This is a genomic window from Sanguibacter sp. HDW7, assembly GCF_011300875.1.
Classification (GTDB): Bacteria; Actinomycetota; Actinomycetes; order Actinomycetales; family Cellulomonadaceae; genus Flavimobilis.
Genome location: NZ_CP049862.1, coordinates 3,093,583 through 3,119,543, shown reverse-complemented (window position 1 = coordinate 3,119,543; position 25,961 = coordinate 3,093,583). Strand labels below are relative to the sequence as shown.

Here is a 25,961-nt window from a genome sequence, read left to right as displayed (position 1 = left end):
ACACGGAGGTGGCTTGCTGGCAGGATCAAGGGATGACCTTCGTGCTGCGTGTCGTCGTCAACGCCTTCGCCCTGTGGATCACGTCGTTGCTCGTCTCCGGACTCGAGATCGTCGGTGCGGGCTCGACGGAGGGCATGATCGCCGTCCTGCTCGGCGCCGCGGTGATCTTCACGGTCGTCAACGCGGCTGTGCGGCCGATCGTCGCGTTCCTCTCGGTGCCGTTCTACATCCTCACGCTCGGCCTGTTCACGTTCGTCGTCAATACGCTCATGCTCATGCTCACGGCATGGATCACGGGGAAGACGTCGTGGGGCATCCGGATCGACGGGGGCTTCTGGACGGCGTTCGTGGCGGCCCTCCTCGTGACGTTCGTGTCGTTCCTCGGGTCGATCGCGATCGGCCGCGCGGACCGCAAGGAGCGCTGAGCGCCTGTTCCGGGACCTCGGTCCTAGGTTTTGTGGAACCTCCACAAAGAACGGGCGGGTCGCGTGGCGCGGCAGCCCATCCCTTCGTCGATCATGTCTGCTTACGCTGGCGTAGGTTACGCAACCGTAGCCAACGTCGGCCCCGGCCGGCGTCCCGCCGAGAGCCCTCGGGGAGAACCTCCGTGACCGACGACGCGATCGAGAGCACGGGCCGGACCGGCCACGACGTGCCCATGGTGCAGCTGCTGACGCCCTCGGGCGAGCGCACGACCGACGAACGCTGGGAGCCGTACCGGGAGCGCGCCGCGCACCTCGACCACGGCGACGTCCGCGACCTGTGGCGCGACATGGTGCTCGTGCGCGCGTTCGACGACGAGGCGACGTCGCTGCAGCGCCAGGGCCAGCTCGGCCTGTGGGCGCAGTGCCTCGGCCAGGAGGCGGCGCAGGTCGGCTCGGGCCGCGCGCTCGCCCCGCAGGACTACGCCTTCCCCTCCTACCGGGAGCACGGCGTCGCACACACCCGCGGCGTCGACCTCGCGCAGATCCTCCGGCTGTTCCGCGGCGTGGACCACGGCGGCTGGGACGGCGAGGCGCACCGGTTCCACAACTACACGCTCGTCATCGGCTCGCACACGCTGCACGCGACGGGCTACGCGATGGGCGTCCAGCGCGACGGTGTCGTCGGCACGGGCGACCCGACCGTCGACACGGCGGTCGTCACGTACTTCGGCGACGGCGCGACGGCGCAGGGCGACGTCAACGAGGCGCTCGTCTTTGCGGCCGTCAACCAGGCGCCGCTCGTGCTGTTCTGCCAGAACAACCAGTTCGCGATCTCCGAGCCGAACGAGCGCCAGTTCCGCGTGCCCGTCGCGCGCCGCGGCGAGGGCTTCGGCGTGCCGGGCGTGCGCGTCGACGGCAACGACGTCCTCGCGAGCTACGCGGTGACGCAGGAGGCTCTCGAGCGGGCGCGCTCGGGCGGTGGCCCGAGCCTCGTCGAGGCGTTCACCTTCCGCATGGGTGCGCACACGACGTCGGACGACCCGACGCGCTACCGCACGCGGGAGCTCGAGCAGCAGTGGCGCGACCGCGACCCGATCGCGCGCGTCGAGGCGATGCTGCGCCGCGAGGGCGGCTGGGACGACGCGTGGGCCGCGCAGGTCCGGGAGGAGGCGGGCGACCTCGGTGCACGCGTCCGCGAGACGGTGCGCTCGATGCCGGCTCCGTCGCCCGCGAGCATGTTCGACCACGTCTACGCGACGCCGCACGCTGTGCTCGAGGACGAGCGCGCGTTCTTCGCGGAGTACGAGTCCGGTTTTGCCGACGGAGGTGCCCGATGACCACGACGTCCACGTCGTCCGCGACCGAGGCGAAGGTCGCGCCGTTCCCGACGGGCACGACGACGCTGCCGCTCGCGAAGGCGATCACGCTCGCGATGCGCCAGGCGCTCGCGGAAGACCCGAAGGTTCTCGTCATGGGGGAGGACGTCGGCCGGCTCGGCGGCGTGTTCCGTGTGACGGACGGCCTGCAGGCGGAGTTCGGCGAGGACCGGGTCGTCGACACGCCGCTCGCGGAGTCGGGCATCGTCGGCACGGCGATCGGCCTCGCGATGCGCGGCTACCGCTCGGTCCTCGAGATCCAGTTCGACGGCTTCATCTTCCCGGCGTTCGACCAGATCACGACGCAGCTCGCAAAGATGCACTACCGCACGTCGGGCCGCATCAACCTGCCGATCGTCATCCGGGTGCCGTACGGCGGTGGCATCGGCGCTGTCGAGCACCACTCGGAGAGCCCTGAGGCGCTGTTCGCCCACACGGCGGGCCTGCGTGTGGTCTCGCCGTCGAACCCGGCGGACGCCTACCGCATGCTGCGCGAGGCGATCGCGTCGCCCGACCCGGTGCTGTTCCTCGAGCCGAAGGGCCGCTACTGGGACAAGGGCCCGGTCGAGGTCGCGCCGTTGGCGCTCCCGGTCGACGGCGTGCCGACGGCGTACGCCGGCATCGGCCGCGAGAGCCTCGACCGCGCGGTCGTCGCCCGTCCGGGCACGGACCTCACGCTCGTCGCGTATGGCCCCTCGGTCCCGGTCGCTCTCGCGGCCGCCGCGGCGGCCGAGCAGGAAGGGCGCAGCCTCGAGGTCGTCGACCTGAGGACGATCTCGCCGATCGACTTCCCGACGGTCGTGGAGTCGGTGCGTCGCACGGGCCGGTGCGTCGTCGTCCACGAGGCGCCGGTGTTCCACGGCGCGGGCGCGGAGATCGCGGCGCGTGTCACCGAGGAGTGCTTCTTCTCGCTCGAGGCGCCGGTGCTGCGTGTCGGTGGTTTCCACACGCCCTACCCGGTCGCGAAGATCGAGCACGACTACCTGCCCGGGCTCGACCGCGTCCTTGACGCTGTCGACCGCTCGCTGGCCTTCTGAGACGGAGACGCTGTGCCGACCTTCGAGTCCTTCCCCCTGCCGGACGCCGGCGAGGGCCTCACCGAGGCTGAGATCGTCCAGTGGCTCGTCGCCGTGGGCGACAAGGTGACGGTCAACCAGACGATCGTCGAGATCGAGACGGCGAAGTCGCTCGTCGAGCTGCCGAGCCCGTGGACGGGCGTCGTCACGGAGATCCTCGTGTCTGAGGGCACGACGGTCGACGTGGGTACGCCGATCATCGTCGTCGACACGGACCCTGACGGCGTCGCGCCGTCGACGCCGGCTCCCGCGAACGCGGCTGCGGCTCCGGCGAAGGCTGCCGACGCGGACGCCGGCTCGGGCGCTGTGCTCGTCGGGTACGGCACGGCCGAGCACGCGTCGGCCCGTCGTCCCCGCCGTGCGGCCGTCGCGCCTGCCGCAGAGCCGTCGGCGCCTGTCGCCGCACCCGTCGCACCAGTTGCGGCCGCCGCTGCTCCCGCAGCGCCTGCCGGTCCGGCGGCGCCCGCCGCGGTCCCGGCGACCGCGGGTCCGTCGGGCGTCCTCGCGAAGCCTCCGGTCCGCAAGCTCGCGCGGGACCTCGGCGTCGACCTCACGTCGATCGTCCCGACGGGCCCGGGCGGGCTGGTGACGCGCGAGGACGTCGTCGCGCAGGCGGAGCGCACCGACGCGCGCGAGCTCGCGACGTACGAGCCCGACGACGACAGCCCGTGGCTCGCGCAGGGCTCGGTGACGCGCGACGGCCGCCAGACGCGCGTCCCGGTGCGCTCGGTGCGCAAGCGCACGGCGGAGGCGATGGTGGCGAGCGCGTTCACGGCGCCGCACGTCACGGTGTTCCACACGGTCGACGTCACGCGCACGATGCGCCTCGTCGAGCGTCTGCGTGCGGACCGCGACTTCAAGGACGTGCGCGTGACCCCGCTCCTCGTCGCGATGAAGGCGCTGCTCATCGCGATCGACCGGCATCCGCAGATCAACGCGAGCTGGGACGAGGCCGCGCAGGAGATCGTCTACAAGCACTACGTCAACCTCGGGATCGCTGCGGCGACGCCGCGTGGCCTCATGGTGCCGAACATCAAGGACGCGCACCGGGCGACGCTGCTGCGCCTCGCGCAGGACCTCGGGTCGCTCACGCAGGTGGCGCGGGCGGGGAAGACGGCGCCGGCGGACATGGCGGACGGCACGATCACCATCACGAACGTCGGGGTGTTCGGCATCGACACGGGTACGCCGATCCTCAACCCGGGCGAGGCGGCGATCCTCGCGTTCGGCGCGATCCGTGAGCAGCCCTGGGTGCACAAGGGCAAGATCAAGAAGCGCTGGGTGACGCAGCTCGCGCTGAGCGTCGACCACCGTCTGGTCGACGGCGAGCTCGCGAGCCGTGTGCTCGCGGACGTCGCTGCGGTCCTCAACGAGCCGGGCCAGGCGCTCGTCTGGATCTAGGCACGACGCACGACGGCCCTGCCCCTCCTCCGGGAGGTGCAGGGCCGTCGTGCGTCGCGGCCGCGCCGCGGTGCCCGCTGCTGAGCGCGGTGCCGTGCCGAGCGCCGTGCCTTGCCGTGTCACACGGCGATGCCGCCGCGCCCTGCTCCTGCCGCGCCCAGCTCCCGCCGCGCGGTCCTCGCACCACGCAGCCTCGCACCGCGCAGCCGCGCAGCCGCGCAGCCGCGCAACGCACAGGGTGCCTGCAGTCGGACCAGATCCCCGCTCTCTGACGGATTGACGCGTTCCCCCGTTCGACGGGGGGCGTCTATCCGTCAGGATCGGTCGGGTCAGGCGGCGATCGGGACGGCGAGGACGAACTCGTCGGTCGCGGCGTCGCGCGTGAAGCCGATGGTCTCGTAGTAGGTCGCGGTGCGGCCGGTGATGCCGGGGCGCGTGACGATGCGGTCGTAGCCGTGGCCGTCGAGGATGCCGGAGCGGCGGAAGACGTGCTCGCCGGGCGTGAAGTCCCGGTAGCGCTCGACGACGTGGTCGAGCGTGAGGCGGGCGGTGCCGTTGCCGTCGTCCGCGAGGAGGACGGCGCCGACGGTCTCGTCGCCGCGCAGGACGAGGTAGGCCTCGGTCGCCGCGAGCTCGGCGGGCTCGACGCCGTGGAGCTTGGCGATCTCGTCGTGGTGGCGCGTGAGCAGGCGACGCAGCACGGGCGCGTCGACGTCGGTGCTCACGACGTCGTAGCCGTTCTGGCCCTCGGACGCGTGCCGTTCCTTGAGGAGCCTGCGCAGCTGGACGATGTTGACGACGGCGAGGACGACGTTGAGGCCGACCATGGGCCACACGCCGATGGCGAGGTTGAACCCGGTGTGGATGAGGCAACCGGTGAGGTTGAGGATCCTCAGCCGAAGGATGCGGGTCTGCACGAGGGAGAGGACGAGGATCGCGGATCCGATCCACCCGATGGCGTCGAGCATGGTGTGCTCCTGCAGGGAACGGCATGATGCCGGGGCCGGCGGCTCTGCCGGCGCCTTCACGATATCGCGGCAGGTGGGCCAGGTGACCGGCGTCACCGCTCACAGATTTGACCCTCGCGGAGACCTCCGCGTAACGTTCTACTTGTTCGCCCGGCAGGGAGGAACGGACACCGAGCAGGCCTCCGCAAGGAGTGAGCTGGTGGCCGGTCCCGCCTGGAGAACCGCCCCCGAAACCGGAACAGCACAGCTGTGCCGCGGACGGGAATCTGGCCCCGGCCGCAACCAGGAACCGCAAGGAACCGAAGTTGACACCGGCAGGCGGACAGAGTAAGTTTGAACGGTTGCCTCCGAGCAGGACCCGCAAGGGAAGAGCGAGGATGCGCGTCTGTTCCTTGAGAACTCAACAGTGTGCTTGATAGTCAATGCCAAATAACTCTCGTGCGAGAGGGATGCCGGCCGCTACATGGCGACCCGGTGCCTGATCGTTGAGATTCCATTTGGAATGGATCGACATGAGTCGGTCATTGCCAGTTTATTTGAACCTTCGGGTTCGCTTCGTATGGTTGTTAGTCCTTCGGGGCTGGCGCTAAACATTTACGGAGAGTTTGATCCTGGCTCAGGACGAACGCTGGCGGCGTGCTTAACACATGCAAGTCGAACGGTGACGGTGGAGCTTGCTCCGCCTGATCAGTGGCGAACGGGTGAGTAACACGTGAGTAACCTGCCCCTCACTTCGGGATAACCTCGGGAAATCGTGGCTAATACCGGATATGAGACCTGGCTGCATGGCCGGGTCTGGAAAGATTTATCGGTGGGGGATGGACTCGCGGCCTATCAGCTTGTTGGTGAGGTAACGGCTCACCAAGGCGACGACGGGTAGCCGGCCTGAGAGGGCGACCGGCCACACTGGGACTGAGATACGGCCCAGACTCCTACGGGAGGCAGCAGTGGGGAATATTGCACAATGGGCGAAAGCCTGATGCAGCGACGCCGCGTGAGGGATGAAGGCCTTCGGGTTGTAAACCTCTTTCAGCAGGGAAGAAGCGAAAGTGACGGTACCTGCAGAAGAAGCGCCGGCTAACTACGTGCCAGCAGCCGCGGTAATACGTAGGGCGCAAGCGTTGTCCGGAATTATTGGGCGTAAAGAGCTCGTAGGCGGTTTGTCGCGTCTGGTGTGAAAACCCAAGGCTCAACCTTGGGCTTGCATCGGGTACGGGCAGACTAGAGTGCGGTAGGGGTGACTGGAATTCCTGGTGTAGCGGTGGAATGCGCAGATATCAGGAGGAACACCGATGGCGAAGGCAGGTCACTGGGCCGCAACTGACGCTGAGGAGCGAAAGCATGGGTAGCGAACAGGATTAGATACCCTGGTAGTCCATGCCGTAAACGTTGGGCACTAGGTGTGGGGCTCATTCCACGAGTTCCGTGCCGCAGCAAACGCATTAAGTGCCCCGCCTGGGGAGTACGGCCGCAAGGCTAAAACTCAAAGGAATTGACGGGGGCCCGCACAAGCGGCGGAGCATGCGGATTAATTCGATGCAACGCGAAGAACCTTACCAAGGCTTGACATACACCGGAATCATGCAGAGATGTGTGCGTCTTCGGACTGGTGTACAGGTGGTGCATGGTTGTCGTCAGCTCGTGTCGTGAGATGTTGGGTTAAGTCCCGCAACGAGCGCAACCCTCGTCCTATGTTGCCAGCGCGTTATGGCGGGGACTCATAGGAGACTGCCGGGGTCAACTCGGAGGAAGGTGGGGATGACGTCAAATCATCATGCCCCTTATGTCTTGGGCTTCACGCATGCTACAATGGCCGGTACAGAGGGCTGCGAAACCGCGAGGTGGAGCGAATCCCAAAAAGCCGGTCTCAGTTCGGATTGGGGTCTGCAACTCGACCCCATGAAGTCGGAGTCGCTAGTAATCGCAGATCAGCAACGCTGCGGTGAATACGTTCCCGGGCCTTGTACACACCGCCCGTCAAGTCACGAAAGTCGGTAACACCCGAAGCCGGTGGCCCAACCCTTGGGAGGGAGCCGTCGAAGGTGGGATTGGCGATTGGGACTAAGTCGTAACAAGGTAGCCGTACCGGAAGGTGCGGCTGGATCACCTCCTTTCTAAGGAGCCACAACCCGCCCAGCCCTTGGCTGGTGATCGGGTCAGTGCCACGCTCGAGCCGTACGTGCTCGAGGTGGACGCTCATGGGTGGAACATTGACTCTCGCCTCCCCGCATAGGGGGTGGGCGCTGCTAGTACGCTCCAGCTTCGGTTGGGGAAGGAACGCGGTGGTCACCTCGGTGGGGTGGATCAGGCACGCTGTTGGGTCCTGAGGGAACAGGCCCACACCCCACGGGGTGTGTGGAGGTGCCTCTCGGACCGCGCCGGCCGGCGAACCTCAGTCCTACTCCTTGTGAGTTCGGGCTGGAGGCGCCGGGCATGGGTGCGCGGGGCCGGTGGTTGCTTGAGAACTGCACAGTGGACGCGAGCATCTTTGTAATTCAAAGATCTTTATCTTTGGTATCTGCAATAGCTGTTGTTCAAGTTTCTAAGAGCACATGGTGGATGCCTTGGCACTAGGAGCCGATGAAGGACGTCGTAGCCTGCGATAAGCCTCGGGGAGTTGGCAAACGAACCGTGATCCGAGGATGTCCGAATGGGGAAACCCACCTGGAGTCATGTCCAGGTACCCTCACCTGAATATATAGGGTGAGCGGAGGGAACGCCGGGAAGTGAAACATCTCAGTACCGGCAGGAAGAGATATTCCGTGAGTAGTGGCGAGCGAAAGCGGATGAGGCCAAACCGTACGCGTGTCAAAGCCGGCAGGCGTTGCGCGTACGGGGTTGTGGGACCCTTCAGGACCAGCTGCCGCTGGTCCAGGGAGTCAGAAAGTCGCGTCATAGTCGAAGGATCTGGAGAGGTCCGGCACAGAGGGTGAGACCCCCGTAGACGAAATGGCGTGACCTCCCGAGGGTGTTCCCAAGTAGCACGGGGCCCGAGAAATCCCGTGTGAATCCGTCGAGACCACTCGATAAGCCTAAATACTACCTAGTGACCGATAGCGGACCAGTACCGTGAGGGAAAGGTGAAAAGTACCCCGGGAGGGGAGTGAAATAGTACCTGAAACCGTGTGCTTACAAACCGTGGGAGCCTCCCTAGCAGGGGTGACCGCGTGCCTTTTGAAGAATGAGCCTGCGAGTTAGTGCTCAGTGGCGAGGTTAACCCGTGTGGGGAAGCCGTAGCGAAAGCGAGTCCGAATAGGGCGATCATAGTCGCTGGGTCTAGACCCGAAGCGGAGTGATCTACCCATGGCCAGGTTGAAGCGCGGGTAAGACCGCGTGGAGGACCGAACCCACCTAGGTTGAAAACTGGGGGGATGAGCTGTGGGTAGGGGTGAAAGGCCAATCAAACTCCGTGATAGCTGGTTCTCCCCGAAATGCATTTAGGTGCAGCGTCACGCGTTCCTTGCCGGAGGTAGAGCTACTGGATGGCCGATGGGCCTCACCAGGTTACTGACGTCAGCCAAACTCCGAATGCCGGTAAGCCAGAGCGTGGCAGTGAGACTGCGGGGGATAAGCTCCGTAGTCGAGAGGGAAACAGCCCAGACCACCAGCTAAGGCCCCTAAGCGTGTGCTAAGTGGGAAAGGATGTGGAGTTGCACAGACAACCAGGAGGTTGGCTTAGAAGCAGCCACCCTTGAAAGAGTGCGTAATAGCTCACTGGTCAAGTGATTCCGCGCCGACAATGTAGCGGGGCTCAAGTACACCGCCGAAGCTGTGGCATTCACACTTTCGCTAGGCCTTCGTGGTCCAGGCGTGTGGATGGGTAGGGGAGCGTCGTGTGGGCATTGAAGCTGCGGGGGAACCCAGTGGTGGAGCCTACACGAGTGAGAATGCAGGCATGAGTAGCGAATGACGGGTGAGAATCCCGTCCGCCGAATGACCAAGGGTTCCAGGGCCAGGTTCATCCTCCCTGGGTTAGTCGGGACCTAAGGCGAGGCCGACAGGCGTAGTCGATGGACAACGGGTTGATATTCCCGTACCGGCGAAGAGCCGCCCAGATCGAATCCGGTGATGCTAAGCGCCCGAGCCGGCACCATGTTCCCTTCGGGGGACCGGTGCTCCGGTGAGGCCGCGAACCGATCCGGTAGTAGGTCAGCGCGAGGGGTGACGCAGGAAGGTAGTCGAAGCACGGCGATGGTAGACCGTGTCCAAGGCTGTAGGGCGAACGGTAGGCAAATCCGCCGTTCATGTGCCTGAGAGCTGACGGGGACCGTTAAGGGAAGTCGATGATCCTATGCTGCCTAGAAAAACCTCGGCGCGAGGCTCCAGCCGCCCGTACCCTAAACCGACTCAGGTGGTCAGGTAGAGAATACTAAGGCGACGAGAGAATCGTGGTTAAGGAACTCGGCAAAATGCCCCCGTAACTTCGGGAGAAGGGGGGCCTGAGGCGTGAACCTGCTTGCCAGGGGAGCGTTTGAGGGCCGCAGAGACCAGGGGGAAGCGACTGTTTACTAAAAACACAGGTCCGTGCGAAGTCGCAAGACGATGTATACGGACTGACGCCTGCCCGGTGCTGGAAGGTTAAGAGGACCGGTTAGCTCTCTTGAGCGAAGCTGAGAATTTAAGCCCCAGTAAACGGCGGTGGTAACTATAACCATCCTAAGGTAGCGAAATTCCTTGTCGGGTAAGTTCCGACCTGCACGAATGGCGTAACGACTTCCCCGCTGTCTCAACCGCGAACTCGGCGAAATTGCAGTACGAGTAAAGATGCTCGTTACGCGCAGCAGGACGGAAAGACCCCGGGACCTTTACTATAGCTTGGTATTGGTGTTCGGTGCGGCTTGTGTAGGATAGGTGGGAGACTGTGAAGCCGGCACGCCAGTGTCGGTGGAGTCATCGTTGAAATACCACTCTGGTCGCTCTGGATACCTAACCTCGGTCCGTGATCCGGATCAGGGACAGTGCCTGGTGGGTAGTTTAACTGGGGCGGTTGCCTCCTAAAATGTAACGGAGGCGCTCAAAGGTTCCCTCAGCCTGGTTGGCAATCAGGTGTCGAGTGCAAGTGCACAAGGGAGCTTGACTGTGAGACTGACAGGTCGAGCAGGGACGAAAGTCGGAACTAGTGATCCGGCGGTGGCTTGTGGAAGCGCCGTCGCTCAACGGATAAAAGGTACCCCGGGGATAACAGGCTGATCTTGCCCAAGAGTCCATATCGACGGCATGGTTTGGCACCTCGATGTCGGCTCGTCGCATCCTGGGGCTGGAGTAGGTCCCAAGGGTTGGGCTGTTCGCCCATTAAAGCGGTACGCGAGCTGGGTTTAGAACGTCGTGAGACAGTTCGGTCCCTATCCGCTGCGCGCGTTGGAAATTTGAGAAGACCTGTCCCTAGTACGAGAGGACCGGGACGGACTAACCTCTGGTGTGCCAGTTGTTCCGCCAGGAGCACGGCTGGTTGGCTACGTTGGGAAGGGATAACCGCTGAAAGCATCTAAGCGGGAAGCCTGCTTCGAGATGAGATTTCCGTGCCCCTTCAGGGTGAGAGGCTCCCAGTAGACCACTGGGTGGATAGGCCGGATGTGGAAGCGAGGACGAAAGACTCGTGGAGCTGACCGGTACTAATAGCCGATGACTTGATACAACAGTTTTTATGCTACGCGTCCACTGTGCGGTTCCCGGGTCATCACCGGTGTGTTGATAACCCCATAGAGTTTCGGCAGTCATAGCGTGAGGGAAACGCCCGGTCCCATTCCGAACCCGGAAGCTAAGCCTCATAGCGCCGATGGTACTGCCCTGGTGACGGGGTGGGAGAGTAGGACGCTGCCGGACATTCATTCGCGAAGGCCCACCCCGTTTCGGGGTGGGCCTTCTGCGTTTCCCGGGGTGGACCTGTCGGTGCCTCGCGTCGGAGAAGACTCTTCCTTGGTGAGGCACCCGGCGCGCGCGCCGGGTCGCCATGGGTGACGATGGACGTGCAAGTCAGTCCGACGGAAGGAACGACGATGAAGTTCGGAGCAGGCATCTTTCTCCTGGTCATCGGTGCGATCCTCGCCTTCGCGGTTGCGGACCGCATCGAAGGCGTCGACCTCGTCATGATCGGATACATCTGCATGGGCGCGGGCGTGCTCGCACTCATCATCGGCGCGATCGCCGGCGCGCAGCGCAGCAACACGTCCCACCACGAGATCGTCGAGCACCGCGAGGACCCGCCGCGCAGGTAGGGATCCCCGACGTACCGAGCCCTCCGCGCACCGCTGCGCGGGGGGCTCGTTCGCGGGGTGCCCGACCTAGGATGGGAGCATGACCGCCCCCTCCCGTCCGCTCCCATCAGTCACGGACGACGAGGGACACCGCAGGTACCGCCCCGCGGTGCTCGTAGGCGCGGTCCTCACCGCCGTCGCTGCCGTCGTCCTCGCGGGACTGACGACCGGGATCTTCGATCCCGCCGTCATCTCCGACCCCGGCCCGCTCGTCCGCTGGAGCCTCCCCGTCATCGGGGTGCTGCGCGACGTCGCCACGTCGGTGACCATCGGCGCGCTCGTCGCTGTCACCTTCCTCCTGCCGTCAGGGACCGACCGGACCCGCGCGCTCACGGTCGCCGGCATCGGCGCCGGCGCCTGGACGCTGCTCGTGATCGCCGACGTCGTGACGACCTTCGCCGACGTGCTCGGCACCCGCAACGGTGACGCCGACTTCGGATCCCAGCTCGCCGAGTTCGTGCTCCAGGTCCCGTTGGGCCGCACGCAGCTCGCGGTGGCCCTCATCGCCGCGGTCGTCACGGTCCTCGCCCTGCTCGTTCGCACCCCGACCGGAAGCGCCTGGTGTCTCGCGCTCGTCGTCGGCGCGCTCTCCCTCCGTTCCCTCACGGGGCACACGGCGGGGGCCAGCGGCCACGACCTCGCCGTCTCCGCGATGATGGTCCACCTCGTCGCGGCAGCCGCCTGGACCGGCGGGATCCTCGTTCTCGTCGCGTTGCGCACCCGCGGCGGGTTGCGGGGACCCGCTCTCGCCGACGTCGTCGCCCGGTTCTCGACCCTCGCCGCCTGGTGCCTCGTGCTCGTCGCCTACTCGGGCGTCCTGTCGGCGATCGTGCGCCTCTCGAGCGTCGGCGACGTGATCGGCACCCGCTACGGGCTGCTGCTCGTCGCCAAGGCGGTCGGCCTCGGCGCGCTGGGTGCGCTCGGCTGGGCCCACCGGCGGCGAGTCGTCGCACGCCTTGCGCTCGCACCTCTCGCTTCGACGGCCGGACGTCTCTTCTGGAGGCTCATGGCCGCAGAGGCCCTGCTGCTCGGTGCCGTCGCCGGCGTCGCGGGCGCCCTCGCGTCCTCGGCCCCGCCCGTGCCCGACGAGCCCCCTGTGACGCCGACCCCCGCCGAGCTCGTCACGGGCGACCTGCTGCCGCCCGAGCCCACCCTCGTGCGCTGGCTCACCCTCGTCCGCTGGGAGGCGATCCTCGGCGCCGCGATCGTCGCCGGACTCATCGTCTACGTCCGCTGGTTCCTGCGCCTGCGACGACGGGGCGACAGCTGGCCTGTGGGCCGCGTCGTCGCGTGGTGCGCAGGCATGGTCGTCATGCTCTGGGTGACGAACGGCGGCGCCGCCGTCTACGGCCGCGTCCTGTTCTCCGGCCACATGGTGCAGCACATGACGATGGCGATGGTCGCGCCGCTCCTGCTCGTCCTATCCGCGCCCATGACCCTCGCCCTGCGTGCTTTGCCCGCGCGGAACGACGACTCGCGCGGACCGCGCGAGTGGCTGCTGACGATCATCCACTCGCGTTATGGCCAGTTCTTCGCGAACCCGCTCGTCGCAGCCGCGAACTTCGCCGGGTCGATGATCGTCTTCTACTACACGCCGTTGTTCGAGTGGGCGCTCACGACTCACGTCGGGCACCTCGGCATGGTCGCTCACTTCACGCTCGCCGGATACTTCTTCGCGAACGCGCTCGTCGGGATCGACCCCGGTCCCCAGCGCCCGGGCTACCCGCTGCGGCTCCTTCTGCTGCTCGCGACCATGGCGTTCCACGCGTTCTTCGGCGTCGCGCTCATGTCCGGCACGGCCCTGCTCGTCCCGGAGTGGTTCGGCCTCCTCGGACGGCCCTGGGGACCGCCTGCGCTCGAGGACCAGCAGATCGGCGGTGGTGTCGCGTGGGGTGTCGGCGAGATCCCGACGGTCCTCCTCGCGGTCGTCGTCGCCGTCCGCTGGGCCCGGGACGATGAACGCACCGCACGACGACGCGACCGCCGCATCGCGAAGAGCGGCGAGGACGCCGAGCTCGACGCCTACAACGCGATGCTCGCGAACCTCGCCGAGCACGACGAGCCTGGGAAGCCTAGGTGAATCCACTGCCGGAACGCTGAGAGTCGGACGTACGATCGCGCTGGCGGGCCAAGCCTGGGGGGTTCTCGGATCTCCCGCCGTAGGTCATGCGGCTGCGGCCGCGACACGGAAGGACTGCCATGCGACGACACTTCATCGCGGTGCTCGCCACCGCCGCGCTCGTCCTCGGAGGCCTGGGGGCTGTTCCCGCCCAGGCAGCGACCGACACCACAGCCAAGGTCACCGTCAAGGTCACCACCCCCGGCGGAGGCGCCCTCGAGGACGCCTCCGTGAACATCGTGGGCGCAGACCCGGATACCTGGGACTCCTTCTACGGAGACACGGACGCCTCCGGCACGGCCATCTCGGACGAGCTGAGTGCGGGGACGTACGACGTCAAGGTCTCCTACTGGGCCTCGTCCGACCGGCTGGAGGCGACGAAGCGGATCACGGTCAAGGCCGGCACCGACAGCAAGGTCACGATCGAGCTCCCCGGCATCCAGCTGGTCTCTGGCAAGGTCACCGCGGGCGGCAAGTCGCTCGCGACAGGGAGCGTGACCCTCCGCTCCGCCGCGGGCGACTATTTCAGCGCGGAGATCACGAACGGGACGTACTCGAAGATCGTCAAGCCCGGGACCACGTACACGGTCCAGGTCGCCCCTCCCTGGGACGACACCAAGGGTCTCTACCTGAGCACGTACGCGGGCAACACCGTCCGTGAGATCGACGCCAAGAAGGTCACGGTGTCCGCAAGTGCCCCGACCCGGCTCGACATCGCGGCCTACGCCCGCCTCGGGCGGATCAGCGGGGTCATCTACGACTCCCAGGGCAAGCGTGCGGCCCGCGCGAACGTGAGCGTCTCCGCGACGAACCGCTCCGGCTGGGGATACGCGACGACGCGAAGCGACGGGTCCTTCACGATCGCGGGGCTGCCTGCCGGGAACTACCAGGTGTACGCCAACGACAGATCGACGGTCGGGTCCTTCTTCGGCACCGTGAGCAAGACGACGAAGGTCACCGTCGGGAAGACCGCCAAGGTGTCCCTGAAGCTTCCCAAGATCGTTCGCCACAAGGGGGCGATCGTGCTCAAGGTCAAGGCGTCGAAGGCCGTGTGGAAGCGCCCCATAGGCGTGTGCGCGACCGCATTCTCTGCGAAGGCCGGGTCGTGGGCGAGCTCCTGCACGACCAGCAGCGCGAAGCCCATCACGATCAAGGGACTTGCCGCCGGGACGTACACCGTCGCGCTCGGCGGGACGAACACGTCGTACAAGATCGTCGTCAAGAAGAACCGCACGACGACGAAGACGGTGACGCGCCCGACAGGCACGACCGTCTCGGGCACCGTGCGCGCCTCCAACGGGAAGGTGCTCAAGAACGTCGCCGTGAGCGTCTACGACGCGAGCGGGTCGGTGCTCGGCTCTGCCCAGACCACCTCGCAGGGGCGCTTCTCGATCCCAGGCGCGATCAAGGGCGTCTACACCGTCGATGTCTACGCCGGGGACGCAACCAAGGATGCCTTCGACTCGAAGAAGTTCACGGTGACGAAGGGCAGGAATGCCACCGTCAACGTCAAGTTCCTCAAGGGCGCGACCATCACCGGGAGGATCGTCGATTCCAAGGGCAAGGGCATCGCGGGCATGAACGTCTCTGCGATCGGATCCAGGCTCGGTCTGAGCTACAGCTCCGCGGTGACCAACTCGAAGGGTGAGTACAAGGTCACCGGGCTGCTCAAGGGCACGTACAAGGTCACGGCGAGGGATCCGTACATGGGCGGCTACTACAACACGAAGTCCACCACGGTGAAGCTCCTGACCGGCAAGGCCAAGCGGGCGACGACGCTCGCGGCACGCGCCGGCTGACGCCGCATCGGGACAGCCTGTCTGTCCTCACGTGCGACGGGCGGGAACCGGCCTCGGTCGGTTCCCGCCCGTCGCACGTCCGGACGCTGCTCAGGGCTCCGGGACGGAAATGATTCCCTCGAGAACCTCGGCGAGGGAGGTGCCGGCGGTCGAGAAGTCGAGGGCCAGCGGGTCGGGAACCGACGTCGTCGACGGCTCGGACGGGGGGAGGGGCACGGTGACCTCCGGGGGCACGTGGGCGGAACAGGTGAGCGCAGCAGGGCCGCAGCTCTCAACCGACGATATCGGCAGGAATGCGGGTGTGCTTGAGTAGGGACGACACCGGCGCGGGCACCGCCACGTCCGGCACCCACCGCAGCACGACGGGCGGGCGCCGACGCAGGTCGGTGCCCGCCCGTCGTGCGCAGGGCCAGGGTTCGGCGCCATCGCGCCGTGCAGGGTCAGCGGCGCGGAACGATGATCGGGGCGCCGCCCCGGGGGTGCGGCAGCACCTCGACCGGGTGCTCGTAGACCTCCGACAGCAGGCGGTCGGTGAGGACCTCCTCCGGTGTGCCGTCACCCGTGACGCGCCCCCCCGCGACGATCGTCACGCGATCCGCGTAGGCCGCCGCAAGACCGACGTCGTGCACGACGACGACGACCGCACCGCCCGCGCGTGCATGCTCGCGGGCGAGCGCGAGGACCATCTCCTGATGACGGAGGTCGAGGGCCGCCGTGGGCTCGTCGAGCATGAGCAGCTGAGCACGCTGAGCGAGGACCCGAGCGAGGGCGACACGGGCGCGCTCGCCGCCCGAGAGCGTCGGGAAGGCGCGACCGGCGAGGTGCGTGACGTCGGTCGCGGCGAGCGACGCGGCGACGACCTGCTCGTCGTCGTCCTCGAGCGCGGTGCCGCGCCACGGCGAACGGCCCATGGCGACGACCTCGTGGACGAGGAACGGGAAGCTCAGCGTGACGTCCTGCGTCAGGACGGCGCGGCGCAGCGCGAGCTCGGTCGTCGTCCACGAGCCGAGCGGGGCGCCCGAGGCCTCGACGGTGCCGCGGGCGGGCACGAGGTCACCCGTGAGGACGCCGAGAAGGCTCGACTTGCCGGCACCGTTGGGGCCGATGAGCGCGCGGACCTCGCCGGCGCGCACCTCGACCGACACGTCGTGCAGGACCTGTGCACCCCCGCGTGCGAGGTCGACCCCCCGCGCGGCGGCGAGCACCGAGCCCGCCGGGGCGGGCACGGGAAGACGCGGGTGGCGGCGGAACGCGCTCATGCCCAGCCACCCTGGGAGGCGCGGGTCCTGCGCAGCAGCCAGAAGAAGAAGGGCCCGCCGACGAGCGACGTGAGCATGCCGAGCGGCAGCTCGGCGTGCGCGACGGCCGTGCGTGCGACGAGGTCCGCGACGACGAGCACGAGCGCCCCGCCGAGTGCGGAGGCAGGCAGCAGGACGCGGTGCCCGGGTCCCGCAACCATGCGGACGACGTGCGGCACGACGAGGCCGACGAACGCGATGATGCCCGTGAACGCGACGCCCGCGGACGTCAGCAGCGCGACGAGGACGATCGCGATCTGGCGCAGCCGCTCGACGTCGACGCCGACGTGCCGAGCAGCACGCTCGCCGAGCGCCAGCAGGTCGAGCTTGCGTGCGAGCAGCCCAGCGCCCACGAGGCCGACCACGGCCATGGGGGCGACGATGCCCACCGCGCGCCACGTCGCACCGTTGAGCGAGCCGAGCTGCCAGAAGACGATCTGCTCGCGTGCCGACGGGTCCGCGACGTAGACGAGGAACGCGAGGATGCCCGCCGTGAACGCGTTGACGGCAACACCGGTGAGGACGAGCGTCACGACCTCGGTGCGGCCGTTCGAGCGGGCGAGCGCGTAGACGACAGCGGTCGTCACGAGCCCGCCGACGAAGGCCGCCCCGGCGACCGCGAGCGAGCCGGTCGTCCCGAGCAGCGAGCCCGAGAGCACGATGACGAGGCACGCACCGACGGCCGCGCCCGAGGAGATCCCGATGACGCCGGGCTCGGCGAGCGGGTTGCCGAACACGCCCTGCATGAGGGCGCCCGCGCAGCCGAGCGAGGCGCCGACGAGGAGCCCGAGCGCGATGCGCGGGAAGCGTGCGACCCACAGCGTCGCCTCGCCCTGCGGGTGCGCGGGCAGCGTGCCGATCTCCAGACCGAGCCGGTGGAGGACCGAGGCAAGGACCTCGGCAGGCGTCACCGGCGTCTGCCCCGACACCGCCGAGAGCGTCGCGGCTGCGACGAGCGCGACCGCGAGCCCGACGATGAGCAGCGCCCCGCGCCGGTGGCGCGCGGACGACGTCGGCGTGACGGAGGGCGCGCTCACGAGTACAGCGCCTCAGCGAGCGCAGCGACCGTCCGCGCGGTCGACGGGCCGAAGCTCAGCAGGCGCGTGTCCGGCGCGTCGAGGACCCTGCGCGTCGAAGCAGCAGGCGTCTGCCCGATCCCGGGCATCGCCAGCAGTCCGTCGACCCCGCCGACGGACTCGAGTCCCGCCGACATGACGAGCAGGACGTCCGGCGCAGCGTTGATCATGCCCTCGCTCGTCACGGGCGTGAACGACGACGTGAGGCCGAGCGCAGTCCCCGCGTCCGTGGCCCCGACGGCCTCGATCAGCGCGTCGGCTCCCGAGCCTGGACCGCCGAGCATGTAGACGCCGGCCGTGCCGCGCAGGTAGAGGAACGCGACGGAGAGCGCGTCGCCCGTCGGGGCCGACGCGCGCACCGCAGCGAGGTCCGCCTCGGTACGCTCGACGAGCACCTCGCCCTGCTCGGGAACACCCAGCGCGGCAGCGACCTGCCGCACGTGGTCGTCGATCGTGCCGAGCGAACGGTCCGGGTCGAGGAACACGACGGGAACGCCCGCGGCACGGAGCTGGTCGAAGACCTCCGCCGGGCCGATCGAGGTGTCGGTGAGGACGACGGTCGGGTCGAGCGCGAGGATCGACTCGACATTGAGCGCATGGCTTGACCCCGAGACGACCGGGAGGTGCGCCGCCTCCTCGAAGCCCGTCGCGATGTCGCGCCCGACGACCCGGTCGCCGAGGCCGAGCGAGAAGACGATCTCGGCGAAGGTGCCGTAGAGGTCGACCGCGAGGATGCGGCTCGTGTCGGTGACGGTCACCTGGACGCCGTCGGCCGACGTCACCGTCGCGGGGAGCTGCTGGGAGGTCGGGGTGGGCAGCGGCTGCACCGGGTCGGGGTCGACGGCGATCGTCCGCGGACCGATGGCCGCACCTGTCGTGGTCTCACCCGTCGTGGCCGCGCCGCCCGGGGCGGCGACGCCCGGCGCGCACGCCGTGAGGGCCGCGAGCGCGAGGGCTGCCACGAGCCCGAGGTGTCGGCGGCTCACGCGGCAGGGCCGTTCGTCGTGGCGGCGTCCTCACGCGCACGCGCCGCGCGCACGCGGCGGACGGAGACGGTCGTGGCGACGGCCGCGACGAGCAGCCCGGCGGCCGTGAGGAGCCAGAAGCGAGTCGACGCGGCCTGGGCGTCCGCCGTCGGCTCCGTCGTGCTCGGCGCGGCCGTGGTGGCCGGTGCGTCGGTCGTCGGCTCGGTCGTGCTCGGCGCCGTCGTGGTGGCGGGGTCGTCGGTCGTCGGCTCCGTCGTGCCCGGCGCCGTCGTGCTCGGCTCCGTCGTGCTCGGCGACGAGCCGCTGCTGGCGCTGAACGTCAGGGGGACGCGGACGTCGGCCGAGCGGTCCGTGAGCCGGGTGTGGTCCGCGAACGAGGTGAGGACGCAACCGCGCGGCGCGGCGGCCGCGTCGGAGCAGTCGACGTTCGCGTCTGCACCCTGGACCGTGAGCTCGAGCTCGAACGTGCCGCCCTTGCCGAACGGCGTGACGAGGTCCTTGCCGTACGTCGGCGGGTTCGAGGACACCCAGGCCGACGCGCCGCCCTCGCCACCCATGTCGACGCCACCGAGACAGGGTGTCGGACGCTCGCCCGGACCGTTGTCGACGCACACGCCGACGTAGATGCCGATCGTCTCGTCGTACCCCGTGCCCGTGACGGACAGCGTCGTGCCGGCCGGATCGAGGTCCGTCGTCGCCGAGACCGTGAGGGTCTGCCCGTCGGCTCCCTCGCCCGAGACGGGCGCGCCGAGCGCGACCGAGGGCACGAGGGTGAGCATCCCTGCGACGGCGAGGGTCGTGGGAAGGCGCAGGGACGCGCGGACCGTGGGCATGGAGAAACCTCGGAGAAGTAGGAGGGCCTGCCGACGCGGAAAGGGTGCGTCGGCACGAGGTTAGGCTATCCTGACCCGCCCCCGCACGGCTGCGACGTCCGTCGTGCGGGACGTCACAGCGCCGCGCCTCAGCTCAGTCGACGGGGTGCAGCTGCCCCAGCTCCGCGAACAGCGCACGGTTGAGCCGGAAGGCCTCCTGGGCCTCGGCGACGGCCGCCGCGCGGCCCGCGTCGTCGAGATCGAGCGCGTCGAGCAGCGCGCGGTACTCGTCCTTGAAGACCTTGGGCTTCTCGATGCCCTCGAACGTGTAGAAGCGCACGCCCTCCTCCGCGAGGCCGTAGTGACGCTGCAGCATCACCTTGATGACCTGGCCTCCCGAGAGGTCGCCGAGGTAGCGCGTGTACGCGTGCGCGGCGTAGGCCGCGAGGGACGTCGACGACGCGAGGAGGCGCTCGACGTAGCGCTGGGTCGCCGGGAGGTAGTGGATCTCCGCGGCCCAGTCGGCGCCGAGGAGGTCCGCGAGGTCCGCCTCGATCTGGGGCGTGCGCGTGAGGACGGGCAGGACGATGCCGGCCGCGGCGCCCTCGGGTGTGGCCGCGACACGAGCGCCGGCCTCCTCGAGGGCGCGGTAGATCGCGTGCTGCTGCACCGCGAGCGACGTGTACGCGGCGCGGCCGCGCTCCCCGTAGCCGCCGCTCATGAGCGTCTCGATGTACCCCATCGTCTCGGCCTCGCGGTGCTCCGCACGCGTGCCCTCGCGCATGAGCGCGGAGAGCGTCGGCAGGGCGTCCGCCTCGGGGGCGGGGAGGGCAGAGGTCTCGACGGTCGTGGTCACAGGGGCTCCAGCGGTGCTCGGTGCGCGCGATTATGGACGCGCGTCATGACGATGCGTCACGATACAACGCAGACTTAGGTTTGCCTACCCATGCTCAGGGGATGGACCCTCGACAGACCCCTGTGCCGCCGGGACCCGGCGCACCTAGCATCGGCACCATGAGCGACGACACCGTCATCCCCGACGACAAGGACTGGACCTGGGTGCTCACGCGCCCCTGCGCGGAGTGCAGCTTCGACCCCGCACGACCCGTCGAGGAGCACCTCCACGCGCTCCGCGAGCACGTCGACCGCTGGCGCGCGGTCCTCGTCCGGCCCGACGTCCACGACCGGCCGACCCCCACGACGTGGTCGCCCCTCGAGTACGCGTGCCACATCCGCGACGTCCTCGACGTCATGGCAGCCCGCGCCCTCAACATCCGCGAGGAGGACGTCCCGACGTTCCCGGGCTGGGACCAGGACGCCGCCGCGGTCGAGAAGGACTACGCCGGCTCCCGGCCCTTCGTCGTCGCCGACGAGATCGTCGAACGTGCCGAGTGGTTCGCGCAGGCGTACGCGGGCGTCCGCGACGACGAGTGGGAGCGGCAAGGCCGCCGCGGCGACGGCGCCGACTTCACGCTGCGGACCCTCGGGATCTACACCGCCCACGAGCTCGTCCACCACGCGCACGACGTCGGGGCCTGACCGGTCGCTGCGGCCCCGTCGGGGCCGTGTCGTCGGGGCCTCGCCGTCGAGGGCTTCGTCGCCGCTGCCGCGCCTTCGGGACCCGGGCCGGGCTGCGTGGGCCGAGCGGAGCCCGGGTGGCCGTGAGGGCCGCCCGGGCTCGGTCGTCGTGCAGGAGCGTCAGCTCGAGGCGGGGACCCGCGCGCCGACCGCCCGGAGCACGAACGCCTCCGTCGCGCGGCACGCGGCCATGCGTCCGGCCTCGTCGTCGCCGAGCGAACGCCCTGAGAGGCACGAGTTGACGAGGCTCACCGTGACGTCGAGGTCCTGCTCGGGGAACTGGCCACGAGCGATGCCCTCGACGACGATGCGGCGCAGGATCGTCTCGACGATGTCCGCGTGGCCGCGCAGCTGGCGTGCCGTCGAGCGGGACACGACCGTCCGCAGCTCCGGGCCCGGGGCGAGGTGGAAGACGCGCTTGAGGCGCATGCGTGCCCTGACGTACGTGCGCATCTTCGCGACGGGGTCGTCGACGTCCTCGAGCTCGCGCTCGAGGCTCGCGACGTACTGCTCCGTCTCGTGGTTGATGAACCCGACGAGCAGCGACTCCTTGTCGGGGAAATGGTTGTAGACCGCGGTGCGGCCGATGCCGGCCGCCGACGCGATCTCCGCGAGCGTGATCGAGTCGAAGCCTCGCTCGTCCATGAGAGTCGCGAGCGCGGTGAAGAGCTTGTGCCTCGTCTGCTGCCGGTGCTCGGCGAGGGACCCTCCGATGATCTTGGGCATGATGACATGATGCCACCAATCGTCAGGACGATGCTCCGGCTCCGCCGTGCTCCATGTCACACGGCGTTCACCTTCGGCGTCCGCACTGTGGACCGCCATCCACAGATGTTGTCCACAGGGTTGTGGACGGTATGGGGAACGTGCGCCCCCGCCTGTGCATGACGCTGTGGGCGCCGCCCGCGTCCGAATTACACCCGCGGAGGGTCTTGTCGACCAGGGTGTGACCGCAATAGGAACAGGGGACAAGGAACCGTCCCCCGCCCTGCGCCGCCGCGCCCAGGACGGCCCCGGACGGTGACGACCCACCGGAGAACGAGCTCGACGACGCCCGCCGGCACCACCGGCGTGCACGGTAGCGACGCCGCGTCGAGGGCGGTACCGAGGGTCCGACCGCAGCACGGCGCGCCACCACGCGCCACGCATGTCGACCGGTGCACCCGGGCAGCTGCGGCTCACCACGCTCTCCCCCGGGCGACGCCCCGGGGGAGAGCCGTGACCGGCACCTCCGGACGTCCGGGACCGATCGGCCCTACCCTCGGGACGTGGCCGACATTCCCCCCGACACCCGGACGCGTGCCGCCGACGTCGTCCCCGCGACCCTCCCGCGCGACCGCTTCGCCGACCTCGTGCGCTCCGTCGCGCTCGGCGCCGTCATCCTCGGCCACTGGACCATGGCAGCCGTGAGCGTCGACGACACCGGCGCCCTCCACGTCGGCAACGTCCTCGCCCGCGCCCGCTGGGCCTGGCCTGCCACCTGGGTGCTCGTCCTCATCGGCCTGTTCTTCCTCGTCGGCGGCTTCGCCAACGCGACGAGCCTCAGCCGCGCCCGGTCCCGCGGCCTCACCGCAGGCGCCTGGGCGCGCCGACGCCTGCGCGGGCTGTTCGGACCCGTCGTGCCGTTCGTCGCGCTCGTGCTCGCCGTCGTCGGCCTCGCCCTCCTCGCCGGGGCGCCGCGCAGTCTGACCGCAACCGTCGCCGTCGCCGTCCTCATGCCCTTGTGGTTCCTCGCCGTCTACGGCGTGCTCGTCGTCCTCGCACCCCTCGGGCTGCGGCTCGACGCACGCTGGGGCTGGCGCGTGTGGATCGCCCTGAGCGTCGGCGCCGTCGGCGTCGACGCCGTGCGGATCCTCACCGACGTGCCCTGGTACGGCTACCTCAACTACGTGCTCGTCTGGGGGCTCGCGCAGCAGCTCGGGTTCGCGTACCGCGACGGTCGGCTCACCAGGCTCCGCGCGCCCGCGCTCCTCCTGTGGGCGGCGGCCGGGTTCGGGACCATGGCGCTCCTCGCGTCCTCGGGGGAGTGGTCGTGGTCCATGGTCGGGCTGCCCGGCGACCGCTCGCCCATGAACCCGCCCTCGACCCAGGCCCTCGCCCACGTGTGGGCGCAGGTGCCGCTCGCGCTCCTCGCGCGGCGCGCGCTCGCAGGAAGGCTCGACGGGCCGCGCGTCGCGCCCCTGCTCGACAAGGTCGCCGACGCCTCGCTGCGCGCCTTCCTCTGGCACCTGCCGCTCTACGTCGTCGTCACCGCGCTGTGGTTCGCGGCCGGCTGGCCCTTCCCCGAGCCCGGGTCCGGGGTGTGGTGGGCGACGCGGCCGCTCGTGCTCGGCGTGCTCGGCGCGCTGCTCGTCGTGCTGCTGGGACTGCCGGCGCGAGTACGTCGTCGGACGCGTTCCGCCTGAACCGGGTGCGGCGCGGAGCGGCCGCGAGTGCAGGCGGGGCCTGGCGCGGCCGGCGCGGCCGGCGTGGTGCGACTGCGGGCGCGGCCAGGCCTAGCGCGGCGCGCACGCGTGTGCGGTGCGGCCCGGCTCGGCCCGGCGCGCACGCGTGTGCGGCCCGGCGAGGCTCTGCCCGGGCTCAGCCCGGGCTCAGCCCGGGCTCAGCCCGGGCTCACCCCCGGCGCGGTCGAACCCGGCGCGGCAGGGCTCCCTACCCGCAACTCTGTGCCCTACCCGCAAGTCTGGACCTGCGGGTAGGGCACAAAGCTGCGGGTAGACGGGCTGGGCGGCGTCGAGCAGGTGCCCAGGCCCGGCCTACGCGCGGTTTTCAGGCCTGCGCGCGGGTTTCAACTCGCGTGCAGGCCTGAGAACCGCGTGTGCGCGGCGTGCGTCGGCGGCGCGTATGCGTCGTTGTCAGACACTTGCGCCTGTGGGCTGAGTCGGCCGCGCGGCGGGGACTCAGGCCGTCGGGGCCGGGGCCGGGTGGCGGAGCGAGATGTTGTTGCACGCCTCGCAGACGTCGGCCGGGATGAGGCCCGCGCGCTGCAGGCGGCCGAAGATCCAGCAGCCCAGGCAGAAGCCCGCGAACGCCTCGAGGCTCGCCGCGACGAGCAGCAGTCCGACGAGGACCCACGCGACCGTCGGGGCGTCGAGCACGTACGCGACGAGCGCGGCCGACGTGAGCGTCGCGCCGATGCCCTGCGCAAAGCGCTTGGGCGGACCGGGGACGAGGCGCGCGGGGCCGAGCCGCGGCGCGATGACACGCTGCGCGACGAAGCCGAGCGGAGAGAGGCGCGGGCCCGCGAGCACGCGGCCGACGAATCCTGCGGCGAGGATCGCGAGCGGGATCCACGACTGCGTGAGGAGCGTGACCGCGCCGAGCGTGACGACGCCCGCCGCGACCGTGCGCGCGGCAAGCTCGTTGACCGGGTTGGGGAAGGAGAAGAACGACGCCATGCGGGGATGGTGCGCCCCGACGCGGCCTTTCCCGAGGGATCCGCTCCAGAATCCCACCCCTCGGACGCGCGGGCGTGGCACACCGGACGTTCCGCCCGCACCGTAGTGGCTCGATAGCCCATCCGTGCGCGTCCTGGGCGTGGATCGGCTATCGGACCACAGGGGGCCTGCGCTTGATAGCGGATCCGGACAGATGACGTGGGCGGATCGGCTATCGGACCACGGGGTCCTCGCTCGACAGCGCATCCGGACGACTGATGCGCATGGATCGGCTATCGGACCACAGGGGGTGGGTGGTTGAGGAAGGGGTGGGGTCAGGGGCGGTGGGGTGGGGCCGTCGAGCCGCGGCGGACGAGCGTCGTGTCGAGGCGGACGTGCTTCGTGCCCGGGTCCTCGTCCGCGTCCTCGTCCTCGATGAGGCGGAGCAGCAGCGCGACCGCGGCCGCACCCATCTGCTGGATGGGCTGGCGGACCGTCGTGAGCGGGGGCGTGGCGGTCGAGGCCTCGGGCACGTCGTCGAAGCCGACGATCGAGAGGTCGTCGGGCACGCGCAGGCCGAGCTCGGTCGCGACGTCGAGCGCGCCGAGCGCCGAGAGGTCGTTCGCGGCGAAGATCGCCGTCGGCCGCTCGGGCAGCGTGAGCAGCTCGTGCGCCGGCGCGAGCGAGCTCTCGCGACGGTAGCCGCCGACGCGGACGAGGCTCTCGTCGACCTCGACCCCAGCGCGGCCGAGGGCCTCGCGGTAGCCAGCCTCGCGCTGTCGCGACGACTCGAGGTCGGCGCGACCGGTGAGCATCGCGATGCGTCGGTGCCCGAGCGCGAGGAGGTGCTCGGTCGCGAGCGCCGCGCCGGCGCGGCTGTCCGAGTCGACTGTCGGCAGGTCGAGCGGGCCGGTGTGAGGGTCGATCGCGACGATCGGCACGGACGCGTCGGCCCGGACCACCGTCGGGGTGACGATGATCGCGCCGTCGATGAGCGTCCCGGACAGCCGGGCGAGCGAGCGCTGCTCCCAGCCCTCGCCCGCGTCGCGGCGGCCGCTCGTGTACGCGAGGACCTCGTAGCCCGAGTCGGCCAGGACGCTCGCGGCCCCCTTGAGGATCTCGGTCGAGAAGGGCTCGAACTCGGCGACGAGGATCCCGATGACGTTCGTGCGGTGCGAGCGGAGGCTCGACGCGACGAGGCTCTGGGAGTAGCCGAGGCTCTCGACGACGGCGCGCACCCGGGTCTGTGTCGCGGCGCTCACGCCGTAGCGCTCGTTGAGCACCTTGGAGACCGTGGCGACGGAGACTCCGGCGGCTTCTGCGACGTCCTTGATCGTGACCCTGGTCATGTGGAGAAGCCTACCGCGTCGAAATCGTTATCGATAACGATTGACACGCCTGCGACGCGGATGACAT

At 69.1% G+C, this 25,961-nt stretch carries 19 protein-coding genes and 3 rRNA genes; 12 read left to right on the top strand and 10 right to left on the bottom strand.

The window, feature by feature from the left end:
- Positions 1-32 precede the first annotated feature (32 nt).
- The 4 genes from G7063_RS14035 to G7063_RS14020 all read left to right on the top strand — a co-directional run bounded on the left by G7063_RS14035 (position 33) and on the right by G7063_RS14020 (position 4,278).
- Positions 33-425 carry a phage holin family protein gene (locus tag G7063_RS14035; RefSeq protein WP_166414941.1) on the top strand — a complete coding sequence of 131 codons (393 nt, stop codon included), beginning with the start codon at positions 33-35 and terminating at the stop codon, positions 423-425.
- A gap of 182 nt (positions 426-607) precedes the next feature.
- The gene (gene pdhA / locus G7063_RS14030; protein WP_370520717.1) at positions 608-1,762 is read left to right on the top strand and encodes a pyruvate dehydrogenase (acetyl-transferring) E1 component subunit alpha; all 1,155 of its coding nucleotides are present in this window, start codon (positions 608-610) and stop codon (positions 1,760-1,762) included.
- Positions 1,759-2,838 (top strand): alpha-ketoacid dehydrogenase subunit beta, encoded by a 1,080-nt coding sequence (locus G7063_RS14025; protein ID WP_166414940.1) that lies wholly within the window; start codon positions 1,759-1,761, stop codon positions 2,836-2,838. Before pdhA ends, G7063_RS14025 begins: the two co-directional genes overlap by 4 nt.
- Positions 2,839-2,850: 12 nt before the next feature.
- Complete coding sequence (locus tag G7063_RS14020) at positions 2,851-4,278, top strand: dihydrolipoamide acetyltransferase family protein (protein WP_166414939.1); 1,428 nt, start codon at positions 2,851-2,853, stop codon at positions 4,276-4,278.
- Positions 4,279-4,607: 329 nt separating this feature from the next.
- Here the strand turns inward: G7063_RS14020 and G7063_RS14015 are convergent, their stop codons facing one another.
- Entirely contained in the window at positions 4,608-5,246 is a 639-nt protein-coding gene (locus tag G7063_RS14015; RefSeq protein ID WP_166414938.1) for a hypothetical protein, read from the bottom strand.
- Positions 5,247-5,839: 593 nt separating this feature from the next.
- Here G7063_RS14015 and G7063_RS14010 point away from each other — a divergent pair.
- The 6 genes from G7063_RS14010 (at position 5,840) to G7063_RS13985 (ending at position 15,418) form a co-directional block, all read left to right on the top strand.
- Positions 5,840-7,360 (top strand): 16S ribosomal RNA (locus G7063_RS14010).
- Positions 7,361-7,778: 418 nt separating this feature from the next.
- Positions 7,779-10,881: ribosomal RNA gene (locus tag G7063_RS14005) — 23S ribosomal RNA — on the top strand.
- A 71-nt stretch (positions 10,882-10,952) separates the two neighbouring features.
- A 5S ribosomal RNA gene (gene rrf / locus G7063_RS14000) occupies positions 10,953-11,069 on the top strand.
- Together the 16S, 23S and 5S rRNA genes form the textbook arrangement of a ribosomal RNA operon.
- A gap of 173 nt (positions 11,070-11,242) precedes the next feature.
- Positions 11,243-11,461, top strand: coding sequence for a DUF6458 family protein (locus tag G7063_RS13995; protein ID WP_166414937.1), 219 nt, complete (start codon positions 11,243-11,245; stop codon positions 11,459-11,461).
- Between the two features lie 79 nt (positions 11,462-11,540).
- Positions 11,541-13,580: a cytochrome c oxidase assembly protein gene (locus G7063_RS13990; protein ID WP_166414936.1), complete on the top strand. Its 2,040-nt coding sequence runs from the start codon at positions 11,541-11,543 to the stop codon at positions 13,578-13,580.
- A 119-nt stretch (positions 13,581-13,699) separates the two neighbouring features.
- Positions 13,700-15,418, top strand: coding sequence for a carboxypeptidase-like regulatory domain-containing protein (locus tag G7063_RS13985; protein WP_166414935.1), 1,719 nt, complete (start codon positions 13,700-13,702; stop codon positions 15,416-15,418).
- 90 nt (positions 15,419-15,508) lie between these two features.
- On the opposite strand, the gene G7063_RS15430 is transcribed toward G7063_RS13985, so the two are convergent.
- The 6 genes from G7063_RS15430 to G7063_RS13960 form a co-directional block, all read right to left on the bottom strand.
- The gene (locus G7063_RS15430; RefSeq protein WP_255454226.1) at positions 15,509-15,634 is read right to left on the bottom strand and encodes a hypothetical protein; all 126 of its coding nucleotides are present in this window, start codon (positions 15,632-15,634) and stop codon (positions 15,509-15,511) included.
- Between the two features lie 224 nt (positions 15,635-15,858).
- The gene (locus tag G7063_RS13980; RefSeq protein ID WP_166414934.1) at positions 15,859-16,677 is read right to left on the bottom strand and encodes a heme ABC transporter ATP-binding protein; all 819 of its coding nucleotides are present in this window, start codon (positions 16,675-16,677) and stop codon (positions 15,859-15,861) included.
- Positions 16,674-17,753 (bottom strand): iron ABC transporter permease, encoded by a 1,080-nt coding sequence (locus G7063_RS13975; RefSeq protein WP_166414933.1) that lies wholly within the window; start codon positions 17,751-17,753, stop codon positions 16,674-16,676. The genes G7063_RS13980 and G7063_RS13975 overlap by 4 nt, the downstream gene beginning before the upstream one ends.
- Positions 17,750-18,778 (bottom strand): hemin ABC transporter substrate-binding protein, encoded by a 1,029-nt coding sequence (locus G7063_RS13970; protein WP_166414932.1) that lies wholly within the window; start codon positions 18,776-18,778, stop codon positions 17,750-17,752. The genes G7063_RS13975 and G7063_RS13970 overlap by 4 nt, the downstream gene beginning before the upstream one ends.
- Positions 18,775-19,611 carry a hypothetical protein gene (locus G7063_RS13965; protein WP_166414931.1) on the bottom strand — a complete coding sequence of 279 codons (837 nt, stop codon included), beginning with the start codon at positions 19,609-19,611 and terminating at the stop codon, positions 18,775-18,777. The genes G7063_RS13970 and G7063_RS13965 overlap by 4 nt, the downstream gene beginning before the upstream one ends.
- Before the next feature lie 133 nt (positions 19,612-19,744).
- Entirely contained in the window at positions 19,745-20,446 is a 702-nt protein-coding gene (locus G7063_RS13960) for a heme oxygenase (biliverdin-producing) (RefSeq protein WP_240916112.1), read from the bottom strand.
- Between the two features lie 158 nt (positions 20,447-20,604).
- Between G7063_RS13960 and G7063_RS13955 the strand changes: the two genes are divergently transcribed.
- Positions 20,605-21,129, top strand: a complete 525-nt coding sequence (locus G7063_RS13955) for a DinB family protein (protein ID WP_166414930.1) — start codon at positions 20,605-20,607, stop codon at positions 21,127-21,129.
- A gap of 159 nt (positions 21,130-21,288) precedes the next feature.
- On the opposite strand, the gene G7063_RS13950 is transcribed toward G7063_RS13955, so the two are convergent.
- Positions 21,289-21,894 carry a TetR/AcrR family transcriptional regulator gene (locus G7063_RS13950; protein WP_166414929.1) on the bottom strand — a complete coding sequence of 202 codons (606 nt, stop codon included), beginning with the start codon at positions 21,892-21,894 and terminating at the stop codon, positions 21,289-21,291.
- Positions 21,895-22,436: 542 nt separating this feature from the next.
- Between G7063_RS13950 and G7063_RS13945 the strand changes: the two genes are divergently transcribed.
- The gene (locus tag G7063_RS13945; RefSeq protein ID WP_166414928.1) at positions 22,437-23,573 is read left to right on the top strand and encodes an acyltransferase; all 1,137 of its coding nucleotides are present in this window, start codon (positions 22,437-22,439) and stop codon (positions 23,571-23,573) included.
- 495 nt (positions 23,574-24,068) lie between these two features.
- On the opposite strand, the gene G7063_RS13940 is transcribed toward G7063_RS13945, so the two are convergent.
- Positions 24,069-24,566 (bottom strand): DUF4395 domain-containing protein, encoded by a 498-nt coding sequence (locus G7063_RS13940; protein ID WP_166414927.1) that lies wholly within the window; start codon positions 24,564-24,566, stop codon positions 24,069-24,071.
- A 314-nt stretch (positions 24,567-24,880) separates the two neighbouring features.
- Positions 24,881-25,894, bottom strand: coding sequence for a LacI family DNA-binding transcriptional regulator (locus tag G7063_RS13935; RefSeq protein ID WP_166414926.1), 1,014 nt, complete (start codon positions 25,892-25,894; stop codon positions 24,881-24,883).
- Positions 25,895-25,961 lie beyond the last annotated feature (67 nt).